General features: G+C 72.1%; 14 protein-coding genes. 5 read left to right on the plus strand and 9 right to left on the minus strand.

Going from position 1 to position 11,767, the window contains the following annotated elements:
* The first annotated feature begins 322 nt into the window (after positions 1-322).
* A complete protein-coding gene (locus JS521_RS11330; protein ID WP_205082601.1) occupies positions 323-1,126 on the plus strand; it encodes an IclR family transcriptional regulator in 804 nt (267 codons plus the stop codon).
* A 15-nt stretch (positions 1,127-1,141) separates the two neighbouring features.
* Here the strand turns inward: JS521_RS11330 and JS521_RS11335 are convergent, their stop codons facing one another.
* On the minus strand, positions 1,142-1,822 hold the full coding sequence (locus JS521_RS11335; protein WP_205082602.1) for an ABC transporter ATP-binding protein: 681 nt from the start codon (positions 1,820-1,822) through the stop codon (positions 1,142-1,144).
* The gene (locus JS521_RS11340) at positions 1,819-2,898 is read right to left on the minus strand and encodes an ABC transporter permease (RefSeq protein ID WP_205082603.1); all 1,080 of its coding nucleotides are present in this window, start codon (positions 2,896-2,898) and stop codon (positions 1,819-1,821) included. The genes JS521_RS11335 and JS521_RS11340 overlap by 4 nt, the downstream gene beginning before the upstream one ends.
* A gap of 110 nt (positions 2,899-3,008) precedes the next feature.
* Between JS521_RS11340 and JS521_RS11345 the strand changes: the two genes are divergently transcribed.
* The gene (locus tag JS521_RS11345) at positions 3,009-4,361 is read left to right on the plus strand and encodes a histidine kinase (RefSeq protein WP_205082604.1); all 1,353 of its coding nucleotides are present in this window, start codon (positions 3,009-3,011) and stop codon (positions 4,359-4,361) included.
* Complete coding sequence (locus JS521_RS11350) at positions 4,358-5,002, plus strand: response regulator (RefSeq protein ID WP_205082605.1); 645 nt, start codon at positions 4,358-4,360, stop codon at positions 5,000-5,002. Before JS521_RS11345 ends, JS521_RS11350 begins: the two co-directional genes overlap by 4 nt.
* A 47-nt stretch (positions 5,003-5,049) precedes the next feature.
* On the opposite strand, the gene JS521_RS11355 is transcribed toward JS521_RS11350, so the two are convergent.
* Complete coding sequence (locus JS521_RS11355; RefSeq protein WP_205082615.1) at positions 5,050-5,352, minus strand: DUF5955 family protein; 303 nt, start codon at positions 5,350-5,352, stop codon at positions 5,050-5,052.
* Between the two features lie 201 nt (positions 5,353-5,553).
* Between JS521_RS11355 and JS521_RS11360 the strand changes: the two genes are divergently transcribed.
* Together JS521_RS11360 and aceB are read left to right on the plus strand one after the other, a co-directional pair.
* Positions 5,554-6,183, plus strand: coding sequence for a nucleotidyltransferase family protein (locus tag JS521_RS11360; protein WP_205082606.1), 630 nt, complete (start codon positions 5,554-5,556; stop codon positions 6,181-6,183).
* A gap of 293 nt (positions 6,184-6,476) precedes the next feature.
* The gene (gene aceB, locus JS521_RS11365; RefSeq protein WP_205082607.1) at positions 6,477-8,096 is read left to right on the plus strand and encodes a malate synthase A; all 1,620 of its coding nucleotides are present in this window, start codon (positions 6,477-6,479) and stop codon (positions 8,094-8,096) included.
* Between the two features lie 115 nt (positions 8,097-8,211).
* On the opposite strand, the gene JS521_RS11370 is transcribed toward aceB, so the two are convergent.
* The 6 genes from JS521_RS11370 to JS521_RS11395 form a co-directional block, all read right to left on the minus strand.
* Positions 8,212-8,796, minus strand: a complete 585-nt coding sequence (locus JS521_RS11370) for a hypothetical protein (protein WP_205082608.1) — start codon at positions 8,794-8,796, stop codon at positions 8,212-8,214.
* 10 nt (positions 8,797-8,806) lie between these two features.
* On the minus strand, positions 8,807-9,328 hold the full coding sequence (locus JS521_RS11375; protein ID WP_239487108.1) for an RNA polymerase sigma factor: 522 nt from the start codon (positions 9,326-9,328) through the stop codon (positions 8,807-8,809).
* Between the two features lie 133 nt (positions 9,329-9,461).
* A complete protein-coding gene (locus JS521_RS11380; protein ID WP_205082610.1) occupies positions 9,462-9,638 on the minus strand; it encodes a hypothetical protein in 177 nt (58 codons plus the stop codon).
* A 150-nt stretch (positions 9,639-9,788) separates the two neighbouring features.
* Positions 9,789-10,148 carry a hypothetical protein gene (locus tag JS521_RS11385; protein WP_205082611.1) on the minus strand — a complete coding sequence of 120 codons (360 nt, stop codon included), beginning with the start codon at positions 10,146-10,148 and terminating at the stop codon, positions 9,789-9,791.
* Between the two features lie 264 nt (positions 10,149-10,412).
* Positions 10,413-10,790 carry an SMI1/KNR4 family protein gene (locus JS521_RS36590; RefSeq protein ID WP_239487109.1) on the minus strand — a complete coding sequence of 126 codons (378 nt, stop codon included), beginning with the start codon at positions 10,788-10,790 and terminating at the stop codon, positions 10,413-10,415.
* 378 nt (positions 10,791-11,168) lie between these two features.
* A partial coding sequence (locus tag JS521_RS11395) for a fibronectin type III domain-containing protein (RefSeq protein WP_205082612.1) occupies positions 11,169-11,767 on the minus strand: 599 nt, incomplete at its 5' end.

Raw genomic sequence — 11,767 nt, forward strand, 5'->3', positions numbered from 1 at the left:
CTCGTCAAGACCCACCTTCCGGCAGCGGGGGCCGGCGGGCCAGCCCTGCCGTCCCGACCGAAGGCCGGCTGGAGGCCGACCGGAGACGGACCGGAGACGGACCGGAGTCCCGACTGGAGGTTTCCACAAAGTAAAAGTCATATTTCGAACTGCGGAACGTAGCATGGGCCAGGAGGGGCGGCGCCGAGCCGTCCGAACCGACCGTCGGCACCCGGACAAACCAGGCCCTGACCGGCACGGACGCCGACAGGGGAGCTATGGGCCGCTCGGGAACCGCCCGGTAGGCTGCTGCCTTGCCTTCCGCTTCGAAAGGATCGCCCACGTGCCGCCGTCCCACGCCAGCACAGCCGACTCCAAGCCCGCCGGTCCCAGCGGCGGGGTGCAGTCCCTTGAGCGCGCCTTCGATCTGCTGGAGCGGATGGCCGACGCCGGGGGCGAGGTCGGGCTGAGCGAGCTGTCCGCGAGCAGCGGTCTACCCCTGCCGACCATCCACCGGCTGATGCGCACCCTGGTGGTCTGCGGTTATGTACGCCAGCAGCCCAACCGCCGTTACGCGCTGGGCCCCCGGCTGATCCGGCTCGGCGAGTCCGCGTCCCGGCTGCTGGGCACCTGGGCCCGCCCCTACCTCAGCCGGCTGGTGGAGGAGACCGGCGAGACGGCGAACATGGCGCTGCTGGACGGCGACGAGATCGTGTACGTCGCCCAGGTGCCGTCCAAGCACTCCATGCGAATGTTCACCGAGGTCGGCCGGCGTGTCCTGCCGCACTCCACCGGCGTGGGCAAGGCGCTCCTCGCGCACACCCCCGCCGACGAGGTCCGCGCGCTCCTGGCCCGTACCGGCATGCCGGCCGCCACGGAGAAGACGATCACGACGCCGGAGGGCTTCCTCGACGCCCTGGAGCTGGTGCGCCGCGCCGGATACGCCGTGGACGACAACGAGCAGGAGATCGGGGTGCGGTGCCTCGCGGTCTCCGTGCCCAACTCCCCCACGTCGGCTGCGATCTCCATCTCGGGCCCGGCGGGACGCGTCACGGAGTCGGCCACGGAGCGGATCGTGCCGATCCTCCAGCAGGTCGCGGGTGAACTGTCGGAGGCCCTGGCGAGCAGTGGGACGAACGGGGGCTGACCTCGCTCGGGCGTTTCACACCCCGGCCGGCACCGTCAGCCGCCCGTCGTCCATCGTCACCGTGCGGTCCATCCGGTCCAGGTGCGCCAGGTCGTGGGTGACCAGCACCGTGGCGGTGGCGCGCTCCCGGGTCAGGGTGACCAGCAGGTCGAGCACGGCCGCGCCGCGTACGTGGTCGAGCGCGCTGGTCGGCTCGTCGACGAGCAGGACCGCCGGATCGTTCATCAGGGCCCGCGCGATGTTGATCCGCTGGCGCTGACCGCCCGAGAGCTGATGCGGCCGCCGGTCGGCGCGGTCGGCCAGACCGACCGCGTCCAGCAGCTCCAGGGCCCGGCGGCGGGCGCTGCGGGCGGATCCGCCGGGCAGGTGGCGCATCACCTGGAGCTGTTCGGCGGCGGTCAGCGAGGGCAGCAGGTTGGGCTGCTGGAAGACGATGCCGATGTGGTCCCGGCGCAGCGCCGCCCGCCCCGCGCGGCTCAGCCCGGCGGTCGGCGTCCCGGCCACCACGACCTCGCCGGAGTCCGGGGTGACCAGGGTGGCGGCGGCCGCGAGCAGGCTGGACTTGCCCGAGCCGGACGGCCCGACGACGGCGGTGAGCGTGCCCGGAGGCACGTCCAGCGAGATCCGGTCCAGGGCGGTGAGCCGGCCGTCCCCGTCGGGGTAGGTGAGGGTGACGTCGGTCAGGGTGAGCGTCATCGGGCACTCCCGAGTGCGGTGAGCGGGTCGACGGCGGTGATCCGCCGGACGGACAGGGCGGCCCCGAGCGCGCCGAGGGCGATCATCACGGCGGCCGGGACGAGGACGGTCGCCGCGTCCAGGACGAACGGCACCGCTCCCCCGCCGATCAGGGCCCCGGCCCCGGCGGCGAGGGCGGCGCCCACTCCCGTACCGAGGACGAGCACCACCACGGCCTGCCCGAGGGCGTCGCGCAGGAGGTACGGGGTCGACGCGCCGAGCGCCTTCAGTACGGCGACGTCGCCGCTGCGCTGGATCGTCCAGACGGTGAAGAACGCGCCGATGACGAGCGCCGAGATCACGAAGAGGAAGCCGCGCATGAGTTGCAGGGAGCCGTTCTCCGCCTGGTAGGAGCCGATCGCGGTGAGGGAGTCGTCGAGGGTGAGCGTGCTGGTGCCCGCCGCCTCGTCCCCCGCCGCGAGATCGACACCGCCGGTGGTGGTCAGGGCGATCACGGTCGCCTGTTCGGCGGGCCCGGCGCCGTCGTGGCCGATCTGCTGCCAGTCGTCGAGGGTGGTCCAGACGACGGGCGTGTGGCTGTACGAGGCGTCGGTGGCGACGGCGGCGACCTGGCGTTCGGTCCGGCCGAGCGCGATCCGGTCGCCGGTGGCGGCGTCCAGCTCCTGGGCAGCCTTCGCGGAGAGCACGACCCGCCCCGGCCCGATCCCGTCCGGCCCGAGCGTGCCGTCCGGTTCGACGCCGAAGGCGGAGACGGCGGCGCTCCGCTCACCGGCGGTGGCGTTCAGGGTCCGGATGCCGACCGGCTGCGCGGCCTCGACCCCGGGCCGTCCGGCCCAGGCCCGCCAGTTCTCCTCCCGGACGGTCGAGTCGGCGAACGACTCCGTCTGCCCGTCCGGGGGCGCGGCGAAGGCCAGGTGGTCGGCGTCGAGCCCGGTGACGGCCGAGGTGTTCTCCCGGGCCAGCCCGGCGGTGAGGCCGGACAGCAGGCCCACGAGCAGCGTGATCAGCACCACGACCGAGCCCATGAGCGCGAACCGGCCCTTGGCGAAGCGAAGGTCTCTCCATGCGACGAACATGGCTTCAGCGTCGTCCGGCGCGGGCGGGAAAACATCGCGCGGCGGACGGGCCCGGGATCAACCTTTCGATTGACCGGGGGCCGAAAGGCCGCGGCTACGCTGGACGGACCATGGATTCGCGCTCGCACACCCACGTCACGGCTGCCCTGCGGCTCTGTCTGCACGCGCTGCTGGCGGGGCTGCTGGCCCTGGTGGTGGTCCGCGCGGTGAGCGAGGACGCACCGGACACGGTGGCGGTCGTGGCCGTGACGCTGCTGACGGCGGTGCTGTACGCGGCAGGGGCGGCGCGCCCCTCCTCCGTACAGCCGGGAAACGCCGTACAGCCGGTACAGCCCGTACAGCCGGGAAACGCCGTACAACCGGGAGCCTCCGTACAACCGCGCACCTCTGCACAGCCAGGAGCCTCCGTACAGCCAGGAGCCTCTGTGCAGCCCGGAAGCCGGGCGGGGGCGCTGTGGCTGGCCGGGTTGTGGGCGCTGTGGGCCGTGCTGCTGGTGCTGTCGCCGGACGCCCTGTGGGTGGCCTTCCCGCTCTACTTCCTCCAGCTGCACTTCCTGCCGATGCGCTGGGCGCTGCCCGCCGTGGTGGTCACCGCGGCCGCGGCGATCACGAGTTTCGTCGTGCACCGGCAGGCGATCGAGCCCGGCGCGTTCATCGGGCCGCTGATCGGCGCGGCGGTCGCCGTCGCCACCGTCCTCGGGTACGACGCCCTGTTCCGGGAGAGCGAACGGCGGCGGGAGCTGATCGTGGAGCTGGTCGCCACCCGGGCGGACCTGGCCGAGGCGGAGCGTACCGCCGGGACGCTCGCCGAGCGGGAGCGGCTGGCCCGGGAGATCCACGACACGCTGGCCCAGGGGCTGTCCAGCATCCAGTTGCTGCTGCGCGCCGCCGAGCGCTCGCTGCCCGAGGACGCCCCGGCCGCCGGGCATGTGCGGGCCGCCCGTGAGGCGGCGCAGGCGAATCTCGCCGAGGCCCGTTCCTTCGTACGGGCGCTGACGCCGCCGGACCTGGAGCACGGTTCGCTGGCCGCGGCGCTGGAGCGGCTCTGCGCCCGGAGCACCGCGCCGGAGCTGACCGTACGGTTCGCGGTGAGCGGCACCCCGGTGGAGCTGCCGACCCCGTACGAGGTGGCGCTGCTGCGGACCGCGCAGTCGGCGCTGGCCAACACGGTGCGCCATGCCGGGGCCGGGCGGGCGGAGATCACCCTGAGTTTCATGGACACCTCGGTGGCGCTGGACGTCGTGGACGACGGGCGGGGCTTCGACCCGTCGGGGGCGCCGGTCCACGAGCGGGGCACGGGCGGCGACGGCGGCTTCGGGCTGCCGGCGATGCGGGCGCGCGCCGGATCGCTCGGCGGTGCGCTGAGCGTGGAGTCGGCGCCCGGCCAGGGCACGGCGGTGGCCCTCACACTGCCGCTCCCCCTGCCGATGCCTGTCGCGGAAGAAGCGGAGCGTGCGGCATGAACGACGGGGGCGGGGAGGCGATCCGGCTGCTGCTCGCGGACGACCATCCGGTGGTCCGGGCGGGGCTGCGCGCGGTGCTGGACACCGAGCCGGACTTCCGGGTCGCCGGTGAGGCCGCCACCGCTGAGGAGGCCGTCGCCCTGGCGGCGGCGGGCGGCTTCGACGTGGTGCTGATGGACCTCCAGTTCGGGGCGGGGATGCACGGCTCGGAGGCCACGGCGACGATCACCGCCGGGGCGGGCGGGCCACGCGTCCTGATCCTCACCACCTACGACTCCGACGCGGACATCCTGGCGGCGGTCGAGGCCGGGGCGAGCGGCTATCTGCTCAAGGACGCGCCGCCGCAGGAGCTGGCGGCCGCGGTGCGCACGGCGGCGGCGGGCCGCTCGGCGCTGGCGCCCTCGGTGGCGCACCGGCTGATGGACCGGATGCGTACCCCGGCCGAGGCGCTGACCCGGCGGGAGCTGGAGGTGCTCCAGCTGGTCGGGGAGGGCCTGTCGAACCTGCGGATCAGCAAGCGGCTGTTCCTGAGCCAGGCGACGGTGAAGTCCCACCTGGTGCACATCTACGCCAAGCTGGGCGTCGACTCCCGTACGTCGGCGGTCGCCGCGGCCACGGCCCGCAGGCTCATCCGCCGCTGACGGGACACGCCCGGCGGTTCAGCCGGCCGGAGGCTCCGCGGGGGCGTTCACCCGCGCGGGGGCTCGCCGAAGAGGTCGACCGCGTTGCGCACCTCGCGCAGGGCGGCGGCCACCGCGCTCACCGAGCCGATCGCCCCCGCGATCAGCAGCAGGGAGCGGCGCATCCGGGGAATCTCCGGCACCCCGCTGACGGCCATGGCGTCCAGGGCCGCCAGCTCGTCCTCGGCGATCGGCCGGTCGGGGAAGTCGATCCGGAGAGCGGCCAGCTCCCGGCGCAGCCGGGATACGGCCATCCGCAGCTCGGCCACCCTCGGGTCCTCGCCGCTGCCGGTCAGCCGCTTCTGCCCCACGCTTCGCAACACAGCACTCCCCCTCGCACGTCCTTGTGCCGGTGTGACCCCCGAATCCGGGTGGTGGCCAAGTCCCCGGGTTCGCCCGCAAGTTAACGCCATAACAGGCAGTGCGCGCCAGCCCACGGAAAGAAATCAGGGTTACCCCTGAGGGTGACATGCGTGTCGCGTGTGCGAAGGCCCGAGTGGTATCCAGACCTCATGGTTGAGGACATGGCGAAGGACAGGCCGCACGGGGCGGAGAACCCCAAGGTCGCGGGGGTGCTGCTGGCCGCCGGAGGGGGCCGTCGGCTCGGCGGCCGCCCGAAGGCGCTGCTGGAGCACCGGGGCCGCCCGCTGGTCGAGCACGCGCTGCGCTCCCTGCGCAACGGCGGCTGCGGCCCGCTGCACGTGGCGCTGGGTGCGGCGGCCGACGAGGTGCGGGCCCGGGCGGATCTCACGGGGTGCGCGGTGACGGTGAACCCCGGCTGGGAGGAGGGCATGGGCTCCTCGCTCCGGCTGGGGCTGGCCGCCCTGAGCGCGACGGACGCGGATGCGGCGCTCGTTCTTCTGGTCGACCAGCCGGGGATCGGAGCGGAGGCGGTGGCGCGGGTGCGTCTCGCGTACCGCTCGCGGCTGAGCCTGGCGGCCGCCTCCTACGGCGGGGAGCGGGGCCATCCGGTGCTGTTCGGGGCGGACCGGTGGAGGGACATCGCGGCGGGGGCGGTGGGCGACCAGGGCGCGCGGGCGTATCTGCGGGAGCACCGCGATGCGATCACGCTCGTGGAGTGTTCGGATGTGGCGGAGGCGTACGACATCGACACCTCGCAGGACCTCAGGCATCTGGAGTGACCGGGGCCGCCCCGGCATCCCGGAGCCACTCCGGAATGACCGTCGCCCGCCGGTCAACAGTCCGTGGCCGCGCTGGCACGCTGCGCCGCCGGCGGCCCGTTTCTGTCGACCCGGAGAATCTCGATATCAACAAACCATTGAACTTCCACCATGAGGAAACTACTATCCACTGGTCAGAAGCCCTCTGAACCTCAGACGGCGCCCACGGCCGTATCTCGGAGCCTTGGCACGCCGTGCCGTATCAGGCGACCCGGCGGCCCTGACGCCGCCGCCCGCTGAAGGAGTGACAGCTCATGTCCGCACCAGCGCCGTCCACGCTGGCCATCGTCGATGCCGAGCCCCTGCCCCGGCAGGAAGAGGTCCTGACCGACGCGGCCCTCGCGTTCGTGGCCGAGCTGCACCGGCAGTTCACCCCGCGCCGCAATGAGCTGCTCGCCCGCCGCGGTGAGCGCCGCGCCGAGATCGCCCGTACCTCCACGCTGGACTTCCTGCCCGAGACGGCGGCGGTCCGCGCGGACGACTCCTGGAAGGTCGCACCGGCTCCGGCCGCGCTGAACGACCGCCGGGTGGAGATCACCGGTCCGACCGACCGCAAGATGACCATCAACGCCCTGAACTCGGGCGCGAAGGTCTGGCTCGCCGACTTCGAGGACGCGTCCGCCCCCACGTGGGAGAACGTCGTCCTCGGCCAGCTCAACCTCACCGACGCCTACGAGCGCCGCATCGACTTCACCGACCCGAAGTCCGGCAAGTCGTACGCGCTGAAGTCCGCCGACGAGCTGGCCACGGTCGTCATGCGCCCGCGCGGCTGGCACCTTCAGGAGCGCCACCTCCAGCTGGACGGCGTCTCCGTGCCCGGCGCGCTGGTCGACTTCGGCCTCTACTTCTTCCACAACGCGCAGCGCCTGATCGACCTCGGCAAGGGCCCGTACTTCTACCTGCCGAAGACGGAGTCGCACCTGGAGGCCCGCCTCTGGAACGACATCTTCGTCTTCGCCCAGGACTACGTCGGCATCCCGCAGGGCACGGTCCGCGCGACCGTTCTCATCGAGACGATCACCGCCGCGTACGAGATGGAGGAGATCCTCTACGAGCTGCGCGACCACGCCGCCGGGCTGAACGCGGGCCGCTGGGACTACCTCTTCTCCATCGTCAAGAACTTCCGCGACGGCGGCGCCAAGTTCGTCCTGCCGGACCGCAACGCGGTGACGATGACCGCCCCGTTCATGCGGGCGTACACCGAACTCCTGGTCCGCACCTGCCACAAGCGCGGCGCACACGCGATCGGCGGCATGGCGGCCTTCATCCCCTCGCGCCGCGACGCCGAGGTCAACAAGGTGGCCTTCGAGAAGGTCAAGGCGGACAAGGACCGCGAGGCGAACGACGGCTTCGACGGCTCCTGGGTCGCCCACCCCGACCTGGTCCCGATCGCCCTGGCCTCCTTCGACGCGGTCCTGGGGGAGAAGCCCAACCAGAAGGACCGGCTGCGCGAGGACGTCTCGGTGGCCCCGGGCGACCTGATCGCCATCGACTCGCTCGACGCGAGCCCCACGTACGACGGCCTGCGCAACGCCGTCGCGGTCGGCATCCGCTACATCGAGGCCTGGCTGCGGGGTCTGGGCGCGGTCGCCATCTTCAACCTGATGGAGGACGCGGCCACCGCCGAGATCTCCCGCTCGCAGATCTGGCAGTGGATCAACGCGGACGTGGTCTTCGAGAACGGCGAGCACGCCACCGCGGACCTGGCCCGCAAGGTCGCCGCCGAGGAACTGGCCGCGATCCGCGAGGAGATCGGCGAGGAGACCTTCACCGCCGGCAAGTGGCAGCAGGCCCACGACCTCCTGCTCCAGGTCTCCCTGGACCAGGACTACGCGGACTTCCTGACGCTGCCGGCGTACGAGCAGCTGCGCTGATCCGAACCGCGTGAACGAAGCTCGGCCCCGTCCCCGGCACCGCACAGCGCCGGGGACGGGGCTGTCGCCTGACCCCCTGGCCCCATGGACGTCTGCCGACCGGCCAGGGGCTCGCTCACACGTCCCCCCGTCCACCGTCCGTGCATGCCCTGCCGGCCGCCCCGGGGAGCGCCCGCTCGATACTGCGGCGCACCTCCGCGATGGTGTCGCCGCGGTAGGAGGTGACATACGCGGCCGGGTCACGGTCGATCACGAACAGCAGGTGCTCCCCCGGCTTCCACCGCGGGTACGCCCCGTCCTTGGCCGGGTCGACCACATCGAACCGGGCCTGTTTCTCGCCCGTCGCGGGCTTGAACCAGTCGGTGACCGCGACGGTGAGCAGGACCCGGCCCGCCTCGGGAGCCTCCTCGACGGACACCACCTCGCCCTCGGCCATCACCTGCGAACAGGCGACCCACCCCTCGGCGCTGAGCTTCGCCTCGGTCGCGGGACCTGCGGGCCCGCCAGCGGAGTCCCCGTCGAAGGCGATGCCGAACACCAGCCCGGCCACAGCCGCCCCGGCGAGCACCCAACTGGCGGTACGCCGCCGACGCCACCGGGGTACGCGCGCCGCAGCCACGACCCGCTCACCTTCCTGTCCCGCCTCGTCCCCGATCAGGTGGAGCGCCCCCCGCAGATGCTCCTCATCGAATGAGGTCACCGGTGTCACCTCAGATCACCTCTTTCTCCTGGAGTCGTCTGCGCAACGCGGCCACCGTGCTGTGAAGGCGGCTCTTGACCGTTCCTTCGGGGATCTCCAGCAGCTCCGCGATGGTGCTCACCGGAAGATCCGCGTAGAAGCGGAGCGAGACCATCTGCCGCTGGCGAAGGGACAGGGAGTCCAGTTCTCCGGCCACCGCGATGGCCAGCACCTGGTGCTCCTCGGAGACCTCGGGCGGGCGACGCGCCCACCGGCTCACCAGCCGTTCACGCAGTGCCTCGTCACGGGCCCGGCCGCGGTGCCAGTCGCACGCGACCCGCGACGCGACCACCGCCAGCCATGCCTGCGGATCACGGATCTCCCTCGCCCCGGGGGCGGCACGGGCTTCCAGGAGTTTCAGCCGTACATGCTGGAGTCCGTCGTCGAGCTGGTCCCAGGGCACTCCGCCCAGGGCGAGAATGCCGCGTACCCGGGATGCCGTCCCGCCATCTGTCAGCAGCGCCGCCGCTTCCCCGCCCGCCGGCTTCCCCATGCGTCGCGCCTTCATCCGCCCGCCTCTCCCTCGCTCCTTCTACGACGGAGCGGAGGAGCAAAACGTTCGCCCTGCCGCTCGGAAACTGCCGGGGTACGGGGCCGGCGGCGACGGGACCGCCACCGGCCCCGTGTCAGGCACAGTCGGCGGACGGCGGACCGAACCGTTCGACCATCACACCCGGCCGGGCGGCTTTCAGCGCCGTCGACAGTTCCTCGATGCCGCGACCGGCGAGTTCGTCCTCCAGCCGGGTGTCGGGCCCGGCGGACGCGGCCTTCTCCCGCGCAGGCGTCTGGAGCCGTCCCTCCATCTCCCCTTGACCGATGATCTGATCGTCGAAGGGAACGACAGCCCCTTCGCCCAGCGTGCGCCATTGGGCGGGCTCCGGCTCGTCACCCGGCGAACACGTCGCCTCATCCCAGTCGAGAGCGAGGATGTGGCGAGGTCCGGATCGCTTCCGTCATTGCACCAGGTGACGCCCAGGCTGTTCACTGAGGTTCTTGAAGCCCTCCTGGTAGACGATGTCGGTCTCGCCACGCCCGCTGAAGACAGGGTTCGTGTGGTAGTGGATGACCAGCTGCGTCGGGGCGTACTCGTTGCTCATCGCGGCCTTCACAGCGTTGCGGTCCGGAGTCTCCAGCTCGAACGCACCGCCGCTGTCGATGTAGTAGTAGACCGTCGCATTGTCGGTCAGGCAGTTGACGGAGCCGTCGCCGCCGTCCGGATCCGTCGTACAGCCGCGGGTGCCCGGACCCACGGATCCCACGGGAACGATGTTGTCGGTGTAGGCCGCGGCCCACGCACCCTGGGTCGACAGCATCAGGAACGGGGCTGCGAGCGCCAGAACACTCACTGTTTGGCGACGGCGGAACACCGTCGACGCTCTTCGCACGTGCTTCCCCCTACTTCGGCCGAACACATCCGCGGGGCAGCACCAGAACACCTACGACATCGGCAGCTCCGCAGAAGGGCGCTGCTGCCCCCGATCCGGCAACCGATGCTTCAGCACGTGCGTTTGGTTCACAACTGCATTGATGCAAAAGGCAGTTGGGGTTCCAGTTATGGAAGATAGGCGTGAGGACCCTCACCCGAACCCGTAGCGCCGGTTCATCTCCTGCATGTCCCAGGCCACGACGATGTCCGCGTCCGGCTCGCGCCAGTCCAGGAAGCCGTCGTCGTCGACGTACGGCTCGTACTCACCCCAGTGACCGTCATGGAGACCATGGGCCGTCGACTCAGGGAACGCCCCGAGCGACGCCGACGCCCCATCCTCGGAGAACGGTCCGCCGCCGTCCTTGGCGTGGTCCCCGATCCGGCCGAAGGAAGGCCCGGGCGCCTGGCTGACAAAGAGGCTGTTTCCGCATCCGTCGTCGGCGAGCGGTGTCCAGCGCGCGTCCCACCAGGTGTGCTCCCCCGGGCTCCGCTCCTGCTCCGCGCGCCGGTATGCGCGGTACTCCGCCACGATCAGACGGGTGCCATGGAGCCGGTGAAGCGGCGGCAGGAGAAACTCGCCCAACCCGTCGTGCCGGGCCAGCGAGGCCGCCAACTCGGCCGGAAAGGCGCAGCCGGTCGTGTCCTGTCCGCCTGGATCATCCCCGGGGCGGCCGGCGGAGGAAGCCCCAAGTGGCTGCCTGGGGCATTGGCGTGCAGCCAGTCCTCGATGCCGTCCCATGCCTCGTCAACGGTCATGGACGGCAGCCTCGCGGAGGGCGTACGGGCGCTGCAAGAGTGGGCCGGACATCGCCCAGGGGCGGGGCGCCCGGAGGCGGCGCGGCAGTCGGCACGACAGGACGGCGGCAGGGGCGGCACGGGGATGACCTGGCGCCTGCCCCCTGGATCGTCAGTCCGTCAGGACCACCGTCCGCTGGGCCGAGAAGTCGCCCCACTTGCCGTCCGGAAGCTTGGCCCTGAGCTTCACCGAGTAGCGGGTGCCCGCCGGGTCGGGAAGGTTCAGGCGGTAGGTTGCGCGGCCCTTCGGGGGCGTACCGCCCCAGACGATGGTGGTGGTCAGCCTGCCGTTCAGGTAGAGCTCGTAGGCGGGGACGGTTCCGCCCGTGTCGGGCTGCTCCCAGGACAGGTCGAGGGTGAACTCCGCGCCCTCCTTGCCGACTTCGGTCCGCAGGCCGGTGGGGGCCGTGCTCGCGGGCGCGCCGGGTGCGGACTCGGTGGTGAGGTCGAGCGCGTTGCTGTCGGGCGAGGACTTGTCGGAGGCGTCCCGGGCCCGGACGGTGAAGGTGTAGACGGTCCCGGGACGCAGGCCCGTCACCTTCGCCGTGGTCTCGGTGCCCGGCACGCTGTGGATCCGGGAGTCCTCCTGGTAGATGTCGTACGAGGTGACGCCGACGTCGTCCTTGGCCGCGCCCCAGGTGAGGGTGGCGGCCCGGCCGCCGTCGGCGCTGCCCGTCAGCTTCGCGGGGGAGGTGGGGGGCGTGCCGTCCT

The organism is Streptomyces durocortorensis, assembly GCF_016901035.1.
Classification (GTDB): domain Bacteria; phylum Actinomycetota; class Actinomycetes; order Streptomycetales; family Streptomycetaceae; genus Streptomyces; species Streptomyces durocortorensis.